A 15684-nucleotide genomic window follows, 5' to 3' on the forward strand; every position below is an offset into this window, starting at 1 on the left:
CGCTAGGACGGGGCGAAAAAAAGCCCGGGCTGTGGCGCCCGGGCTTTTTGGCTTTCAGCCGATACGGCCCAGCAAAAGGTACTCCATGAGTGCCTTCTGCACATGCATGCGATTCTCCGCCTCGTCCCAGACGACCGACTGCGGCCCGTCGATGACCTCGGCCGTCACCTCCTCGCCGCGGTGCGCCGGCAGGCAGTGCATGAAGAGGGCGTCGGGCTTGGCCACGCCCATCATCTCGGCATCCACGCACCAGTCGGCAAAAGCGGCACGGCGCTGGTCGTTTTCGGCCTCATAACCCATGCTGGTCCACACATCGGTGGTGACCAGATCGGCATCGCGGCAGGCGTCCAGGGGGTTTTTGAAGACCTTGTAGCAGTCCCGGTTCTGGATGCCGGCAACGGCCGGATCCACCTCGTAGCCGCTGGGCGTGCTGACATGGACGGTGAAGCCCAGGATCTCCGCCGCCTGCAGCCAGGTGTTGGCCATATTGTTGCCGTCGCCGACCCAGGCCACGACGCGGCCTTTCAGGCAGTCCACATCGACGATGCCGCGGCGGTTCATGCCGCGGGCCTCGATGAAGGTGAACAGATCGGCCAGGATCTGGCAGGGGTGGAACTCATTGGTCAGGCCGTTGATCACCGGCACCCGCGAGTGGGCGGCAAAGCGCTCGATCTTGGTCTGCTCGAAGGTGCGGATCATCACGATGTCCACCATGCGGCTGATCACGCGGGCGCTGTCCTCGATGGGTTCGGAGCGGCCCAGCTGGCTGTCGCCGGTGGTCAGGTGCACGACCGAGCCGCCCATCTGGTACATGCCGGCCTCGAAGCTGACTCGGGTGCGGGTGCTGGCCTTCTCGAAGATCATGGCCAGGCTGCGGTCGGCAAGGGGCTGGTAGCGCTCGTAGTTCTTGAAGCGGCGCTTGATGATGGCGGCACGCTCGAACAGATGCGCATACTCCTCGGCGCGGAAGTCCTTGAACTGCAGATAGTGGCGCATCAGGGCGGGTCCGGGCTTCATGGCTTGGGCTCCGACAGAAAGGCCTTGATCACCGGCACCAGCAGGGCGGCGATCTGGCGGGCTTCATCGGCACTCAGAATCAGCGGCGGCACCAGGCGCACGACGCGGTCGGCGGTGACGCTGATCATCAGGCCGGCCTCGGCCGCGCGCAGCAGCAGGGCGCCGCAGGGGCGGTCCAGCTCAATGCCCAGCATCAGGCCCTGGCCACGGATCTCGACCACGCCGGCCACGCCGTTCAGGCCTTCTTGCAAGGCCGTTTTCAACACCGCGCCGACCTGGGCTGCGTTGTTCAGCAAATCGTCCTCAAGCATGATCTTCAGCGTCTCCACGCCGGCCCGCATGGCCAGCGGGTTGCCGCCGAAGGTGGTGCCGTGATTGCCCGGCTGCATGACCTTGGCCGCGCGCGGGCCGCAGACCACGGCGCCTATGGGCACGCCCGAGCCCAGGCCCTTGGCCAGCGGCATCACATCGGGCTGGATGCCGGCCCATTGGTGGGCAAACCATTTGCCGGTGCGGCCGATACCGCACTGCACCTCGTCCAGCATCAGCAAGATGTCATGCTGATCACAGACGCGGCGCAGGGCTTGCAGAAACTCGATGCGGGCCGGGTTCACGCCGCCTTCGCCCTGGATGGTTTCCAGGAAGATGCCGGTGATATTCGGGTGCGCCTTCAGCGCCGCCTCGACCGCAGCGATATCGTTCAGCGGCACGCGCACAAAGCCCGGCACCAGAGGGCCGAAACCGGCGTGGATCTTGGGATTGGCGGTGGCCGACAGGGTGGCGATGGAGCGGCCGTGGAAGGCCCCGTCGAACACCAGCAACTCGGGGTTAGCGTTGCCGCGGTCGTGGCCGAATTTGCGCGCGATCTTCAGCGCCGCCTCATTGGCCTCCAGCCCGCTATTGCAGAAGAAGGCCACGCTCAGGCCCGACAGCTCACACAGCTTGGCTGCCAGCGCTTCCTGCAGGGGCACGTGGTAGTAGTTGCTGGTGTGGATCAGCTGGGCCACCTGCTCTTGCAGGGCCGGCACCAGGCGCGGGTGGGCATGGCCCAGGGTGTTGACGGCGATGCCGCCCAGGCCGTCCAGGTATCGTCGGCCATTCACGTCCCAGACCCAGCAGCCTTGGCCATGCGACAGGGCAATGGGCAGGCGGCCATAGGTTTGCATCACATGCGGTTCGGACGGTGCGGGCACGGCGACAACAGGCGCGTTCATCAACTCTCCATCAAAGCGTTAGGGCTAAAAAAAACAGGGCTTGGGAATCAAGCCCTGTGCATGGCCGCCGGGGAGGGCTGACCATGCGACTTGATTCTAAGGCGCGGCATGGCCTGGCCGCTGCTGGCGCGATTTTGCGGGGGCAAAGTGACAAGATTTGGTTTTTGTCCGTGGGCTTTGGGCGCCAGGTGGATGGGGGCGGGATACATCCAAGGCACAATACGGCTGTCGTCCCCAAAAGTTCTTCCTGCGGCGGCCGGGTCTCTTGCCAGGACCGGCAACCCATCCGCCATCACCATGAGTCAGCCACTGAAGCCGATTGAAAAACCCCGCGAAGTCTTCATCCAAGGTGTGACCGCGGATGGCAGGACCTTCCGCCCTAGCGACTGGGCCGAACGATTGGCTGGCGCCATGTCCTGCTTCCGGCCCGGTGGCGTGCGCGGCGGCATCGGCGACTACATCGGCTACTCGCCCCTGTGCGTGCCGCGTGTCATCAACGGCGTCAAATGCGTCATCGTCAACGAAGAGCTGAAAAAGCTGGAGCCCATGGCCTGGGACTTCGTGATGAACTTTGCGCGCGACAACAATCTGCAGGTGGCCGAGGCTTGCTTGCTGCCCGAGGCGAGGCCCAAGCCGGGCGGCGCGGCCTGATCCTCAGGATTCCCGGGCCGCCGCCCGCCATAGATTCAAGGCCTCGCGCAGGCCGCCGAGCCAGGCCCAGGCAATGACCAGGCCGGTCCAGAGGCGGCTTGGTCGCCCATCCCTTTGCGCTTGATTTTTGTGCATGGCAGGCTCGGCTGAATGTGGACGTCGCTGTTCTCACGGCACCGTGGAGGCTGCAGGCTAGCGCGCCGATTTGACAATGCCGTGACGCTGTGACTTCGCCACCTCATTCGGAGGCCATGCCACCCATGTCGGGGCTGGTGAGACGGGGGCGGGCTGGCTATGCTTGCGACCACTCAATCTTCATCCGTCTCCAGGCGGTCCGCACGTGGGATCAGATGCTGCCGTTTTGCCCGAGTTGCGATCCCTGGACCTGCTGGTCGAGCAGGCGGGTAGCCATGTGCAGCGTCGCCATCTGTGTGATGTGCGGGCCGGTCAGGTGGAGTTTCCGGTTCTGGCCCTGACCCTGGGCAATCCGGATCCAGCGCTGCCGGCGGTCGGCTTCTTCGGCGGAGTTCATGGCCTTGAGCGCATCGGCGCGGAGCTGGTGCAGGCATTTTTTGCCAGCCTGGTTTCGCGCCTGCGCTGGGACAGCAGCTTGCACCGCCTGCTGGAGACCGTGCGCATCGTCTTCATGCCCCTGGTCAATCCGGGCGGCTTGTGGCGAGGCACCCGGGCCAATCCTCGTGGCGTGGATCTGATGCGCAACGCGCCGGTGGAGTCGGCTCACCCGGTGCCTTTTTTGCTGGGTGGGCAAAGGCTGAGCGCTCGCCTGCCCTGGTTCCGCGGACTGGCGGGTGAGCCCATGGAGCAGGAAAGCCAGGCCTTGTGCGACTGCGTGCGGGAGGAATTGCTCTCGCATCAGCTGTCCTTGGCGGTGGATTGTCACTCGGGCTTCGGCCTGCGTGACCGCATCTGGTTTCCCTTTGCCCACACCGCGCAGCCCATCACCCATCTGGCCGAGATGCATGCCTTTAGCGAAGTCCTGGATCAGACCCATGCCCAGCATCGTTATGTGTTCGAGCCGCAAAGCCGGCAATACCAAACGCATGGCGACCTCTGGGATTTCCTCTATGCCGAGGCCTGCGCCAAGCCGGGCAGAATGCTGCTGCCCCTGACCTTGGAGATGGGCTCCTGGTTGTGGATCAAGAAGAATCCAAGGCAAATATTTTCCAGGTACGGCATGTTCAACCCCTTGATTGCCCACCGTCAGCAGCGTGTGTTGCGCCGGCATTTGGCCTGGCTGGACTTCGTGCTGCGCGCCGCCGCTTCCATGCCTCGCTGGCTGCCCTCGCCGGCACAGCGGGCCGAGCATGAGCGGCGTGCCGTGGCGCGCTGGTACCGGGCCGAGGCCTTGGCGTGACGGGGCCTGATGTGGCTCAGGCCGAGGGATTAGCCGTGCCGGTTGCCAGTGCTGGGGGCAAGGCTGTTTGGGTTTTGCTGCGCGGCCTGGCCCGCGAGAGCGGGCATTGGGGGGTGTTTCCCCAGGTGCTGCTGCAGCGCATTCGCGAGCAACAGCCGGGGGCCGAGCTGGTCTTGCTGGATCTGCCGGGCAACGGCACCTTCCACCGCAAGGCCAGCCCCCTGCAGGTCTCCGGCATGGTGGAATTTTGCCGCGACGAGTTGCGGCGGCGCGGCGTGCAGGGGTCGGTGCATCTGCTCGCCATGTCTTTGGGGGCCATGGTGGCCAGCGATTGGGTGCAGCGCTATCCGTCCGAGGTGGTGGCCGGGGTCTTGATCAATACCAGCTTCAGGCCCTTCAGCCCTTTTTACCGGCGCCTACGGCCGCTCAACTACCTGACCTTCTTCCTGCTCAGCCTGAGCCGTCTGAGTGCGCGCCAACGCGAGCAAAAAGTGTTGCTGATGACCACCTGCCTGCAGCAAAGGCCGGCCGAGGTGCTCGATCATTGGGTGGATTTGCGGCGCGCCCATCCGGTGGGCTTGCGCAACACGGCGCGCCAGCTGTGGGCGGCCATGCGTTACCGGGCCAGCGAAGCGCGCCCGCCGGTGCCTATCCTGCTTTTGTGCAGCCAGGCCGATGGCCTGGTGGATTGGCGTTGTTCGCAGGCCATCAGCCGGGCCTGGGGGGCGCCGCTGCGCCTGCATGCGCTGGCAGGGCACGATCTGGCGCTGGACGATCCGCCCTGGGTGGCGCAGGCCGTGTGGGAGTGGCTGCGGGTGCGCGATATGCACGGCCTGTCGGCAGGCCAGTTGCACTGAAGAATTCGGGGCTTGCTGCTTGGGGAGGGTGCCCAGGAAGCGAATCCGCAAGATCCGCTCAAGCACTCGGTCAGGGGCATGAAAAAGGCCCGCAGAAGCGGGCCTTTTGTCTCTGCACCAGACCTGGGCTATTAGGCGGCCAGAGCCTTGATCTTCGCAGACAGGCGGCTCTTGTGGCGAGCTGCCTTGTTCTTGTGGAAGATGCCCTTGTCGGCCACCGAGTCGATCACGCTTTGAGCGATCACGAACAGTTCAGCGGCCTTGGCCTTGTCGCCGGTGACGACGGCTTTTTGCACGTTCTTGATGACCGTGCGGAATTTAGAACGCAGCGCCGTGTTGGCGGCGTTGAGCTTGATGTCCTGGCGAGCGCGCTTGAGGCCCGATGCCGAACGGACAGTCTTCTTGACTTTGGAAGAGGTTGCCATGCTGTGATTCTACCCAGTTGGTGCAAAGACCGCGAGTGTAGCACCAAATTCGAGGTGTTTCAATGTGACGCGCTGATTGCAGCGCCAGCGACCCCATTTCGGTGACTCGTCCGGCCATCATAATGCGACGCCCCGCGCATATTCTCCCCAAGGGTTTGGCGGGCAGCGAAATTCGGCTTCCCATTCGAGCGAATTCGCGTTTGTGCATTCACCCCATTCATTCATATCGGCTTGTGGCCGATCCGATACTGCCCATGAATCTGCTGCGCGCTGCGTCCTTGATTTCCGTGTTGACCCTGGCGTCGCGCATCACGGGTTTGGTAAGAGAGCAGATGGTGGCCGCCTTGTATGGCGCTTCCGTCTATTCGGATGCCTTTTTGGTGGCCTTCCGCATTCCCAATATGCTGCGCCGCCTGTTTGCCGAGGGGGCTTTTTCGCAGGCCTTTGTGCCCTTGTTGGCGGCGACCCGGGCGAAGGAGGGCGATGCGGTCACCCATGCCTTGATCGACGCGGTGGCCACGGTGCTGCTGTGGGCCTTGTTGGCCACCTGTGTGTTGGGGGTGGTGGGGGCGCCCTTGCTGGTGTGGTTGCTGGGTTCGGGCATGCCGGCCGAGGGGCGTGACGCTGCGGTGGTGATGACGCGCTGGCTGTTTCCCTATATTGGCTGCATGTCCCTGGTGGCGCTGTCGGCCGGTATCTTGAATACCTGGCAGCGCTTTCTCGTGCCCGCGGCCACGCCGGTCTTGTTGAATTTGGCGGTGATTGGCGCGGGGTATTGGTTGTCGCCGCTGATGGTCAAGCAGGGGTATCCGGCCATTTATGCCATGGCGCTGGGCGTGGTGCTGGGCGGCCTGCTCCAGATGGGAATTCAGTTGCCGGCTCTCAAGCGGATCGGCGTGGTGCCCAAGTTCGGCCTGTCCATTGCCCGGCTGCGTGTGGCTTTTGCCCATCCGGGGGTGGGTACGGTGCTCAGCAAGATGGGGCCGGCCTTGTTGGGGGTGGGTGTGGCCCAGCTGTCCCTGGTGATCAATACGCAGATTTCCAGCCATATCGCCGTGGGCGCCACCTCCTGGCTGAACTATGCCGACCGCCTGATGGAATTCCCCATGGCCTTGCTGGGCGTGGCCCTGGGCGCGGTGCTGACCCCACAGCTGTCTTCGGCGCAGGCCAAGGGCGATATGCAGCAGTACTCCGGCATGCTGGATTGGGGGCTGCGCATGGTGATGATGTTTGGTCTGCCCTGCGCCGTGGCCCTGCTGGTGTTTGCCGAGCCCCTGGTGGCGGTGCTCTATCACCGCAAGGCCTTTTTGGCCCTGGATGTAACGCACACGGCACAGGCCGTGATGGGCTGGGGTGTGGGCCTGATCGGCCTGCTTGCCGTCAAGGTCCTCGCGCCGGGCTTTTATGCCAAGCAGGACACGCGCACGCCGGTGAAGATCGCCATCAGCGTGCTGCTGCTGACCCAGCTTTTCAATCTGGTGCTGGTACCCTGGGTCGGGGTGGCGGGCCTGGCCCTGTCCATCGGCCTGGGGGCCTTGGTCAACGCCTTCTGGCTGCTGCGCGGCCTGCGCAAGCTGGGCAGTTACACGCCGGAGGCGGGGTGGTGGCTGTTTGCGCTCAAGGTGCTGGTGGCCAGCTTGGCCATGGGCGGTTTGCAGTACTACCTGGCCTGGCGCCTGGACTGGATTGCCCTGGGCGCACATGAGGGCTGGCGTGCCCTGGCCATGGCGGGCAGCCTGGGCGCTTCGGCCTTGGTCTATTTTGCGGTCCTGGCCCTGTTTGGCCTGCGCCTGCGCCAGTTCATGCGGCGCGGCTGAAACTGAATTGGCGCCGGCAAGCCAGGCCTGGCCGGATTCAATAAACTCAAACCATGCCCAATCATCTGCGCCTGCACCCGCCCACGCCGCTGGAGTATTTCGGCAATCTGGTTGCCGAAGACGTCGGCCTGAACCTGCTGGAAGCGGCGGCCTCCATCGCGCAGGACGAATTCCCCGCGCTGGATGTGCAGGCCGTGCTGGCCGAGGTGGATGGCCTGGCCCAGCGCCTGCGCGAGCGCCTGCCGCCCGATGCCTCGGCGCGTCACAAATTGCAGATGTTGACCCGCTACTTCCATCAGGAACTCGGCTTTGCGGGCAATGTCAACAACTACTACGAGAGCGGCAATAGCTACATCCACCATGTGCTGGCCACCCGTCGCGGCATCCCCGTCAGCCTGGCGGTGATCTTTATCGAGATTGCCGGGCAGCTGGGTCTGCGCGCCCATGGCCTGGCCTTTCCCGGGCACTTCCTGATCAAGTTGCAGATGGGCAATGGCGAGGTGATCCTGGATCCCTTCACCTGTGAGTCGCTCTCGCGCAATAAATTGGATGAATTTTTGCAGTCCTTCCGGCAGAGCTCGGGCCTGCTGGGGGAGGTGGATCTGCCGGTGGATTTGTTCCTGCAGCCGGCCTCGGCGCGGGAAGTCCTGGCGCGCATATTGCGCAATCTGAAGGAAATCTACCGCTCCAACGAGGATTGGCCGCGTCTGCTGGCGGTGCAGGAGCGATTGGTGTTGCTGCTGCCCGAGGCCTGGGTCGAGCGGCGCGACCGCGGCCTGGTTCTGGAGGCTCTGGGGCATTGGCGTGCTGCGGCCGAGGATCTCAGCGCCTACCTGAGTCAGCAGCCGCAGGCGCCCGATCAGGCGGGCTTGAGCCAGCGCCTGGCCCAGCTGCGCCAGAGAGGGCTGCCGCCCTTGCATTGAGGCTCACACCGGTGCTTTGCTGCAGACCTTCCCGGTCCAGCCCGGTTTTGCCCACTAGAATCGCCGCCGCTGCCAAGGCTTCGCGCGCTTGGCTTTCTGATATTTTTGATGATGAATTTGAACAAGCAGGAATGCTGAGTTTCGAGCCCGCGAAAACGAGCGCCTCGCAGCCTTTAGCCGGCTTAGGATTTTTTGAGTTGAAGCAAATTCCGCTTGCCATCGGCCCCGAGCCGGTCTTTACCTTTGATAACTTTCTGCCAGGCGCCAATGAGGCCGTGCTGGCCGAGTTGCGGAGCTTGCGTCCGGGCGCTTCCTTTGCTGCGACCGTGCCACCCATCTTTGTGTGGGGGCAGTCCGGCAGCGGCAAGACCCATGTGCTCAAGGCCTTGGCCGGCAGTTGGCAGGGTGCGGGCCTGCAGGTCGGCTGGTATGGCGCCGACACGCCCTTGCCCTGGGATCTGCCCGCCCAACCCAGCCTGCTCTTGCTGGACGACTGCGAGCGTTTCGACGCCGGCCAGCAGCATGCGGCCTTTGCCCTGTTTGTCGAGGCGGCCAGCGATGGCCTGACGATTGTGGCCAGCGGCAGCGCGCCGCCGGTGGACCTGCCGGTACGCGAGGACCTGCGCACCCGCCTGGGCTGGGGCATCACCTTCGAGCTGCAGCCGCTGTCCGAGCAGGATATGCGCTCGGCCCTGCGCCTGGAGGCCGGCCGCCGCGGCATTCTGGTGGCCGATGATGTGATCGATTATTTGCTGACCCGTTTCGCCCGTGATCTCAAGCACCTGATGGCTTTGCTCACAAGGCTGGACGAGTTTGCCATGTCAACCAAGCGGGCGGTCACCGTGCCCCTGCTGCGCCAGATGCTGGCCGACGAAGGACTGAATCCATGAATTTGACCCTGTTTGACCTGGACGGCACCTTGATTCCGAATGACTCGGATCATGCGTTTGGTGCCTTCATGGTGGACATAGGCTGGGCCGACGGCGAGCAATGGCGCGCCCGCAACGACGACTTCTTTGCCCAGTACCAGGCGGGTCGCCTGGACTTGGCCGAGTACATCGCCTTCGCCACCTCGGTGTGGCGCAGCCGGCCCCTGGCCGAGGCGCTGGCCGCACGCGAACGTTTCATGGCCGAGGTGATGCTGCCGCAGATCCAGGCCCAGGCGCGTGCCCTGGTCGAGCGGCACCAACAGGCCGGCGATCTGGTCGCCATCGTGACCGCCACCAATGAGTTCGTGACCGAGCCCATTGCCGCCGCTTTCGGGGTCGAGCATTTGCTGGCCGTCCAACTGCAGCGCGATGCCCAGGGGGGCTATACCGGGGCGATCGAGGGGGTGCCGTCCTACCAGGCCGGCAAGATCACGCGCGTCCAGCAATGGCTGGCCGGCTTGGGGCGACAATGGGAGGAATTCGAGCGCGTGAACTTCTACAGCGACTCCATGAATGATTTGCCTCTGTTGGACTTGGTCAGCCACCCCGTGGCCACCAATCCCACGCCAGCCCTGGCCGACATTGCGTCGGCACGCGGCTGGACCACCTTGAAATTGTTCGCATGATCAAAAAATTCATAGACAAGCTGCTGGGCAAGCCCTCGGCGGCCAAGGTCGTCAAGGCCTTCAAGCCCAGCGCCGTGGCCAAAGCCACCTCGTCCAGCACCCTGGGCAAGCGGGTCGAGGTGCAGGTGGCCGAGCATGGCATCGACCCCGGCCTGCTGGACGAGCGCGCGGTGCGCGTGGTGCAGACGCTGGCCGATGCGGGCTTCGAGGCCTATATCGTCGGCGGCGCGGTGCGTGACCTGCTGCTGGGCATGCGGCCCAAGGACTTTGACGTGGCCACCAATGCCACGCCGGAAGAGGTCAAGAGCCTGTTCCGTCGCGCCTTCATCATCGGCCGGCGCTTCCGCATCGTGCACGTGGTTTACGGCCGTGGCCGCGAGCACGAGGTGATCGAGGTGTCCACCTTCCGCGCCTTGCTGGTGAACGAGAGTGCCGAGCAGGTGGCCGGTAACGAGAAAACCTCCAAGGCCGAACTGGCCGGCAAGAGCCATGTGGTCGATGCCGAAGGCCGGGTGCTGCGCGACAACGTCTGGGGCCCCCAGATCGAAGACGCCGCCCGCCGCGACTTCAGCGTCAACGCCCTGTACTACGACCCGCAGCGTCAGCTGGTGGTGGACTATCACGGTGGCCTGGCCGATGCCAAGAAGCGCGTGCTGCGCATGATTGGCGATCCCGATACCCGCTACCGCGAAGACCCGGTGCGCATCGTGCGCGCCGTGCGCTTTGCCGCCAAGCTGGGCTTCGAGCTGGAGCCCAAGACGCGCGCGCCCATCAAGGCCTGCGCGCCTTTGTTGGCCAATGTGCCGGCCTCGCGTCTGTTCGACGAGATGATCAAGCTCTTGCAGACCGGCCATTCCCTGGCCAGCCTGGAGGAGTTGCGCAAGCAAGGCCTGGCTCGTGGCGTGTTCCCGATTCTGGACGCCATGCTCAACGAGAAGGGCGAGCTGGCCGAGGGCGTGCGGGGCAAGTTTGTGCGCATGGCTTTTGAAGATACCGATCTGCGCGTCGCCGAAGGCCGCGGCGTCTCGCCCAGCTTTATGTTGGCCTGCATGCTGTGGTTCGAGGTGCTGGAGCGCTGGACCCGTTTGCGCGATGCCGGCGAGCCGGCCGTGCCGGCCCTGGGCCAGGCGGTGGATGCTGTGTTCGATGCCCGCATCGGCGATATCTCCGGCCGCGGCAAGCTGGCCACCGATATGCGCGAGATCTGGATGATGCAGCCGCGCTTCGAGCGCCGCACGGGCAGCGGCGTCTACACCTTGGTGGAGCAGCCGCGTTACCGTGCCGGCTTCGACTTCCTGCGCCTGCGTGCCGACGCTGGCGAGATCGATCCGGCCCTGGCCGATTGGTGGGAAGACTTCGCCCTGGGTTCGGACGAGGACCGTGCCGCCCTGGTCGATGAGGTGCGCGAGGCCGAGAAATCGCAGCGCCGCAGCAGTGGCAAGGTGCATCAGCTGCCGCGCAAGCCGGCGGCCAAGGCTGAGGGTGAGGCCGAGGACTCAGAAGACTCTGGCGGCTCGACTCAGCCCTGGGCTGAGGAGACCGTGCCGCCCGCCAAGAAGCGCCGCCGTCGCCGCAAGCCGGCAGGCAAGGGCGCTGCTGCGGCCGAAGCTCCGGTGGGTACGCCTTCCGAATCCTGAGAATGCGGGCCGAGTCAGCCGCGGGCGGCACGCTCGCTTTTGTCGGCCTGGGCGCCAATCTAGGCGATATGCGGCAAAGCCTGCAGCAGGCCTTGCAAGCGCTGGCGGTTCTTCCGGGCACGGATTTGCTGGCCTGCTCCAGCGCCTACCGCAGCGCCCCGGTGGATGCCGGCGGGCCGGACTTTCTGAATGCCGTGGCCCAGTTGCGCACCCAGCTCTCACCGCTGGACTTGCTGGATGTCTTGCAAGCCATCGAGCTGGCGCAGGGGCGCGAGCGCCCCTATGTCAATGCGCCCCGCACCCTCGATCTGGACCTGCTTCTTTTCGGCGAGTTGTCGCTGCAGACGCCGCGCCTGAGCCTGCCGCACCCACGCCTGCATCGGCGCGCTTTTGTGCTGCAGCCCTTGCTGGAATTGCAGCCCGGGCTGAGCGCGCCGGGCCTGGGCGGCTTGGCGGCCTATCTACCCGCCTTGCAGGACCAGGCCATCAGCCGCCTCGGGCCCTTGTGGCCGTCGGGCTGATGCGAGCTGCGTCCATGGCGAAGGGGGTACACCATGTTCAGTAGCTGGGCCGGCTGGCAGACGGTGGGGCTTTTGCTGCTGTCCAATGTCTTCATGACCATGGCCTGGTATAGCCATCTGAAGGATCTGGCCGCCAAGCCTTGGTGGATCGCCGCGCTGCTGAGCTGGGGCATCGCCCTGTTCGAGTACCTGCTGCAGGTGCCGGCCAACCGCATCGGCTTCAATGCCGGCATCAGCCTGGCTCAGCTCAAGATCACCCAGGAGGTGCTGACCTTGGCGGTGTTCGTGCCCTTCTCGATGTTTTATATGGGCCAGCCCTTCAAGACTGATTTCATCTGGGCCGGCCTGTGCCTGATGGGGGCGGTTTACTTCATCTTCCGCTCGGGCTGAGCGTGATTTCGGCGCCGCTGCGGCGGCCGCCACCCGGCAAGTGTTGTGTCCTGCCTCAAGAAGGCGCCAATTTCAGGGGCTGGGCTGGGCTTTGCCCTGGGTTTGAGTTTCTTTGCATGGCCGGCCCCACTACACTTGCGCGCCTGCTGTTGATGAAACAGTGATGAAATTTGTGTGAATATTTATGCGAACTTGCTGCTTGTGCGGTAAGTCGCGCGATTGGAGTCGGCGTGTTTTTTTCCAAATTGCTGCCCCGTGAGGGCAATTTCTTCGAGCTCTTCAATGAGCATGGTGCCCAGATCACCGAAGGCGCGCGCGCCTTCATGCTGATGATCCAGAACTACAACGACCCGGTGCTGCGTGAGCGTTACGCGGAAGAGGTCAACAAGGCCGAGCACCAGGCCGACCGGGTGACCGCCGAGGTCAATCGCATGTTGCACCGCACCTTCATCACGCCCATCGATCGCGAGCAGATCCACGGCCTGATCAATGCGATGGACGACATCCTGGACCTGCTGCAGGACACCACCGAGACCCTGTCCCTCTACGATGTGCGCACCATCCCCGAAGAGGTCTTGAGCCTGGGTGAGTTGAGCGCGCGCTGCTGCGAGCGCGTCCAGCATGCCGTGTCCCTGCTGCCCAAGCTGAAGAACCCGGAAGTGGGCGAGGCCGCGATCAAGACCTGCGAGGAAATCGATCGCCTGGAGTCCGACGCCGACCGCGTCATGCGTACCGCCATGTCGCGCCTGTTCCGCGAGCAAGAAGACGTGCGTGAGCTGATCAAGCTCAAGACCATTTACGAACAGCTGGAGTCCATCTCCGACCGTTGCGAAGACGTGGCCAATCTGATCGAGGGCATCGTCCTCGAAAACGCCTGAGTTCTGCGCGATGGAATCGGTGCAGATAGCGTTTTGGGTGGTTGCCCTGCTGGTCGTTCTGGCCGTGGGCTTCGACTTCATGAATGGGTTTCACGACGCGGCCAACTCGATCGCCACGGTGGTCTCCACCGGCGTGCTCAAGCCGCAGCAGGCGGTTTTGTTCGCCGCCTTCTTCAATGTGCTGGCGATCGCCATCTTCCATCTGCAGGTGGCGGCCACCATTGGCAAGGGCATTGTCGATCCGGGCATCGTTGATCACCATGTGATTTTTGGTGCCCTGATTGGCGCCATTGTGTGGAATGTGATCACCTGGTGGTATGGCATCCCGTCCAGCTCTTCGCATGCCTTGATCGGCGGCATCGTTGGCGCGGTGGTGGCCAAGGCCGGCTTTGGTTCGCTGCAGGCGGCGGGTATTCTGAAGACGGTTTTGTTCATCTTCGTCTCGCCGCTGCTGGGCTTTTTGCTGGGCTCGCTGATGATGGTGGTGGTGGCTTGGTTGTGCCGGCGGGCCTCGCCCATCCGGGTGGACAACTGGTTCCGCCGCTTGCAACTGGTCTCGGCCGGCCTTTACAGCCTGGGTCACGGCGGCAATGACGCGCAAAAAACCATAGGCCTGATCTGGATGCTGCTGGTGGCCTCGGGCTATCTCTCGGCCCAGGCCAGCGCGCCGCCGGACTGGGTGATCCTGGTCTGCTACCTGGCCATCGGCCTGGGCACCATGTTCGGTGGCTGGCGCATCGTGCGCACCATGGGTCAGAAGATCACCAAGCTCAAGCCGGTGGGCGGCTTCTGCGCTGAAACCGGCGGCGCCATCACCTTGTTCCTGGCCACGGGCCTGGGCATTCCGGTGTCGACCACCCACACCATCACCGGCGCCATCGTCGGCGTGGGTTCGGTGCAGCGCGCCTCGGCCGTGCGCTGGGGTGTGGCGGGCAATATCGTCTGGGCCTGGATCTTCACCATCCCGGCCTCGGCCCTGGTGGCGGGTGTTTTCTACTGGTTCAGCCTGGTCTTGTTCTGAGTCGCGTATCGCCGCGTCTTGGGCAAACAAAAGGGCAGCCGCGCAGGCTGCCCTTTTTGCTGTTTGCCTGACGCGGGTGGCGGGTGCGGTGCTACTGGCTGATCTCCTGCGCCGCCTCGACCTGGCTTTCAAAATAGCGCTGGGCGCTGAAGGCGATGGTGCTCATCAAGCAGGTGCCGCCGATCAATACGCAGGCCACGACGCCGATGATGGCGGCCCAGCCGCTGGGCCCGGAGCTGCGGCTGCCGTTGTGAACGGCATCCCATTTCTCGTCCGAAGTCAGGCCGTAGACGATGCCGCAAATCATGGCGTTGACCAGCATCAGGCCTAGCAAAGGGATCAGCAGCCAGGCGCTTCTATCGTCCTGCCCCAGCTCCCCCATGCGCTGCACACCGTACAGGCCCAGCAAGGTCGGCCAGGGGTGCAGCCAGGCCAGGCGGTCCGAAAAACCGTAGAGGTAGAGGCGGTGCAGGCCCAGGCTACCCAGGCTCAGGGCCAGCCAGGTAGCGATGGTCTTGGACTTCAGCGGGGCGCTCGCGACGCTGCTGCTGCTCATGCGCCTTGCTCCGGCGTGGCCTGATCGCCCTGGCCCAGCGGGCGCTGCATCATCACCACGTCCAGCCAGCGGCCAAACTTCCAGCCCGCGCTCTTCAACACGCCGCTGTGCTCGAAGCCCAGGGCCTTGTGGACGCCCAGCGAGCCCAGGTTTTGCGAATCGCCGATGACGGCCAGCATCTGGCGTGCGCCGGCTTGTTCGCAACGGGCGATCAACTCGGCCAGCAGCAGCCGGCCCAGGCCCCGGCCCTGGTTGCCGGGTGCCAGGTAGATGGAGTCTTCCACGCAGAAGCGATAGGCCAGGCGCGGACGGAAGTAGTTGGCATAGGCATAGCCCTGCACCTGGCCGCCCACTTCGGCTACCAGCCAGGGCAATTGCCGGTCCAGCACCTCCTTGCGGCGGCGGGCCATTTCGCTCAGCTCGGGGGCCTCGGTTTCAAAAGTACCGGTGCCATGCAGCACGGCCGCCGCGTAAATGGCCTGGATGGCAGGCAAGTCGGCCTCGGTGCTGGGCCGGATCGTGATGGCTTGAGCATGGACGGAGGGCGGGGAGGGGAGATTCTTGGGAATTTGTGTGCTCATATTCTTTGTGGTCCGCTCAGCCGAGTTTATAATGCTGGGTTTTGGCCTTGGTCAGATTGTTCTTGCTGAATTCCAGTGTTTCACTTGATCCATTTGGATTTGGCAGTGCGGTCCGGCGTATCTACAGGGCCAACCACGGTGCTCGGTTGAGTGGGGCGCAGGTGGATCATGCCAAAAGTCTTGCGGAAACCGCCGCAGGAGCTTGGGCGCGGTCCGATGCACCGATCAAAACCGTCGCCATCCCGATCTACTCGCCCTGAGTGTCT

18 protein-coding genes are annotated in these 15684 nt (G+C 64.3%); 12 read left to right on the forward strand and 6 right to left on the reverse strand.

The annotated features are described in order from the left end of the window. Positions 1-54: 54 nt before the first annotated feature. Together argF and HNP55_RS12025 are read right to left on the reverse strand one after the other, a co-directional pair. A complete protein-coding gene (gene argF, locus HNP55_RS12020) occupies positions 55-1017 on the reverse strand; it encodes an ornithine carbamoyltransferase (RefSeq protein WP_184299533.1) in 963 nt (320 codons plus the stop codon). Next, positions 1014-2231, reverse strand: a complete 1218-nt coding sequence (locus HNP55_RS12025) for an aspartate aminotransferase family protein (RefSeq protein ID WP_246448360.1) — start codon at positions 2229-2231, stop codon at positions 1014-1016. Before HNP55_RS12025 ends, argF begins: the two co-directional genes overlap by 4 nt. Positions 2232-2528: 297 nt before the next feature. On the opposite strand from HNP55_RS12025, the gene HNP55_RS12030 reads away from it, so the two are divergent. After that, on the forward strand, positions 2529-2882 hold the full coding sequence (locus HNP55_RS12030) for a DUF3579 domain-containing protein (RefSeq protein ID WP_184299535.1): 354 nt from the start codon (positions 2529-2531) through the stop codon (positions 2880-2882). Positions 2883-2885: 3 nt separating this feature from the next. Here HNP55_RS12030 and HNP55_RS24665 read toward each other — a convergent pair whose 3' ends face one another. Beyond that, positions 2886-3017: a hypothetical protein gene (locus HNP55_RS24665; RefSeq protein WP_281385250.1), complete on the reverse strand. Its 132-nt coding sequence runs from the start codon at positions 3015-3017 to the stop codon at positions 2886-2888. 205 nt (positions 3018-3222) lie between these two features. Here HNP55_RS24665 and HNP55_RS12035 point away from each other — a divergent pair, with 205 nt between their 5' ends. Together HNP55_RS12035 and HNP55_RS12040 are read left to right on the forward strand one after the other, a co-directional pair. Further along, positions 3223-4257, forward strand: a complete 1035-nt coding sequence (locus tag HNP55_RS12035) for a M14 family zinc carboxypeptidase (RefSeq protein ID WP_184299537.1) — start codon at positions 3223-3225, stop codon at positions 4255-4257. Positions 4258-4292: 35 nt separating this feature from the next. Beyond that, complete coding sequence (locus HNP55_RS12040) at positions 4293-5114, forward strand: alpha/beta hydrolase (protein WP_348648696.1); 822 nt, start codon at positions 4293-4295, stop codon at positions 5112-5114. Between the two features lie 131 nt (positions 5115-5245). Here HNP55_RS12040 and rpsT read toward each other — a convergent pair whose 3' ends face one another. Next, positions 5246-5539, reverse strand: coding sequence for a 30S ribosomal protein S20 (gene rpsT / locus HNP55_RS12045; RefSeq protein ID WP_058720014.1), 294 nt, complete (start codon positions 5537-5539; stop codon positions 5246-5248). 254 nt (positions 5540-5793) lie between these two features. Here rpsT and murJ point away from each other — a divergent pair, with 254 nt between their 5' ends. From murJ to HNP55_RS12090, 9 genes are all read left to right on the forward strand, one after another. Continuing rightward, positions 5794-7356, forward strand: coding sequence for a murein biosynthesis integral membrane protein MurJ (gene murJ / locus HNP55_RS12050; protein ID WP_184299539.1), 1563 nt, complete (start codon positions 5794-5796; stop codon positions 7354-7356). A 53-nt stretch (positions 7357-7409) separates the two neighbouring features. Further along, a complete protein-coding gene (locus HNP55_RS12055; protein WP_184299541.1) occupies positions 7410-8279 on the forward strand; it encodes a SirB1 family protein in 870 nt (289 codons plus the stop codon). 197 nt (positions 8280-8476) lie between these two features. Next, entirely contained in the window at positions 8477-9169 is a 693-nt protein-coding gene (locus tag HNP55_RS12060; protein ID WP_184299543.1) for an HdaA/DnaA family protein, read from the forward strand. Continuing rightward, a complete protein-coding gene (locus tag HNP55_RS12065) occupies positions 9166-9834 on the forward strand; it encodes an HAD family hydrolase (protein ID WP_184299545.1) in 669 nt (222 codons plus the stop codon). Before HNP55_RS12060 ends, HNP55_RS12065 begins: the two co-directional genes overlap by 4 nt. Beyond that, on the forward strand, positions 9831-11471 hold the full coding sequence (gene pcnB, locus HNP55_RS12070) for a polynucleotide adenylyltransferase PcnB (RefSeq protein WP_184299547.1): 1641 nt from the start codon (positions 9831-9833) through the stop codon (positions 11469-11471). Before HNP55_RS12065 ends, pcnB begins: the two co-directional genes overlap by 4 nt. 2 nt (positions 11472-11473) lie before the next feature. Then, the gene (gene folK, locus HNP55_RS12075) at positions 11474-11992 is read left to right on the forward strand and encodes a 2-amino-4-hydroxy-6-hydroxymethyldihydropteridine diphosphokinase (RefSeq protein WP_184299550.1); all 519 of its coding nucleotides are present in this window, start codon (positions 11474-11476) and stop codon (positions 11990-11992) included. A gap of 33 nt (positions 11993-12025) precedes the next feature. Further along, positions 12026-12382 carry a DMT family protein gene (locus tag HNP55_RS12080; protein WP_184299552.1) on the forward strand — a complete coding sequence of 119 codons (357 nt, stop codon included), beginning with the start codon at positions 12026-12028 and terminating at the stop codon, positions 12380-12382. Between the two features lie 230 nt (positions 12383-12612). After that, positions 12613-13260: a DUF47 family protein gene (locus tag HNP55_RS12085; RefSeq protein WP_184299554.1), complete on the forward strand. Its 648-nt coding sequence runs from the start codon at positions 12613-12615 to the stop codon at positions 13258-13260. Positions 13261-13270: 10 nt separating this feature from the next. Then, positions 13271-14281, forward strand: coding sequence for an inorganic phosphate transporter (locus HNP55_RS12090; RefSeq protein ID WP_184299556.1), 1011 nt, complete (start codon positions 13271-13273; stop codon positions 14279-14281). Between the two features lie 91 nt (positions 14282-14372). On the opposite strand, the gene HNP55_RS12095 is transcribed toward HNP55_RS12090, so the two are convergent. Together HNP55_RS12095 and HNP55_RS12100 are read right to left on the reverse strand one after the other, a co-directional pair. After that, the gene (locus tag HNP55_RS12095) at positions 14373-14837 is read right to left on the reverse strand and encodes a hypothetical protein (RefSeq protein WP_184299558.1); all 465 of its coding nucleotides are present in this window, start codon (positions 14835-14837) and stop codon (positions 14373-14375) included. Beyond that, positions 14834-15418, reverse strand: coding sequence for a GNAT family N-acetyltransferase (locus tag HNP55_RS12100; RefSeq protein WP_184299560.1), 585 nt, complete (start codon positions 15416-15418; stop codon positions 14834-14836). The genes HNP55_RS12095 and HNP55_RS12100 overlap by 4 nt, the downstream gene beginning before the upstream one ends. Between the last annotated feature and the right edge of the window lie 266 nt (positions 15419-15684).

The organism is Roseateles oligotrophus (assembly GCF_014204525.1).
In the GTDB taxonomy this organism is placed as follows: domain Bacteria; phylum Pseudomonadota; class Gammaproteobacteria; order Burkholderiales; family Burkholderiaceae_C; genus Paucibacter_A; species Paucibacter_A oligotrophus_A.

Excerpts from the sequence above, each read along its gene's own strand:
- HNP55_RS12095 (WP_184299558.1), bottom strand. The coding sequence starts at position 14,837 with ATGAGCAGCAGCAGCGTCGCGAGCGCCCCGCTGAAGTCCAAGACCATC.
- HNP55_RS24665 (WP_281385250.1), bottom strand. The coding sequence starts at position 3,017 with ATGCACAAAAATCAAGCGCAAAGGGATGGGCGACCAAGCCGCCTCTGG.
- rpsT (WP_058720014.1), bottom strand. The coding sequence starts at position 5,539 with ATGGCAACCTCTTCCAAAGTCAAGAAGACTGTCCGTTCGGCATCGGGC.
- HNP55_RS12055 (WP_184299541.1), top strand. The coding sequence starts at position 7,410 with ATGCCCAATCATCTGCGCCTGCACCCGCCCACGCCGCTGGAGTATTTC.
- argF (WP_184299533.1), bottom strand. The coding sequence starts at position 1,017 with ATGAAGCCCGGACCCGCCCTGATGCGCCACTATCTGCAGTTCAAGGAC.
- pcnB (WP_184299547.1), top strand. The coding sequence starts at position 9,831 with ATGATCAAAAAATTCATAGACAAGCTGCTGGGCAAGCCCTCGGCGGCC.
- HNP55_RS12090 (WP_184299556.1), top strand. The coding sequence starts at position 13,271 with ATGGAATCGGTGCAGATAGCGTTTTGGGTGGTTGCCCTGCTGGTCGTT.
- HNP55_RS12100 (WP_184299560.1), bottom strand. The coding sequence starts at position 15,418 with ATGAGCACACAAATTCCCAAGAATCTCCCCTCCCCGCCCTCCGTCCAT.
- HNP55_RS12025 (WP_246448360.1), bottom strand. The coding sequence starts at position 2,231 with ATGAACGCGCCTGTTGTCGCCGTGCCCGCACCGTCCGAACCGCATGTG.
- HNP55_RS12065 (WP_184299545.1), top strand. The coding sequence starts at position 9,166 with ATGAATTTGACCCTGTTTGACCTGGACGGCACCTTGATTCCGAATGAC.
- HNP55_RS12030 (WP_184299535.1), top strand. The coding sequence starts at position 2,529 with ATGAGTCAGCCACTGAAGCCGATTGAAAAACCCCGCGAAGTCTTCATC.
- HNP55_RS12080 (WP_184299552.1), top strand. The coding sequence starts at position 12,026 with ATGTTCAGTAGCTGGGCCGGCTGGCAGACGGTGGGGCTTTTGCTGCTG.
- folK (WP_184299550.1), top strand. The coding sequence starts at position 11,474 with ATGCGGGCCGAGTCAGCCGCGGGCGGCACGCTCGCTTTTGTCGGCCTG.
- murJ (WP_184299539.1), top strand. The coding sequence starts at position 5,794 with ATGAATCTGCTGCGCGCTGCGTCCTTGATTTCCGTGTTGACCCTGGCG.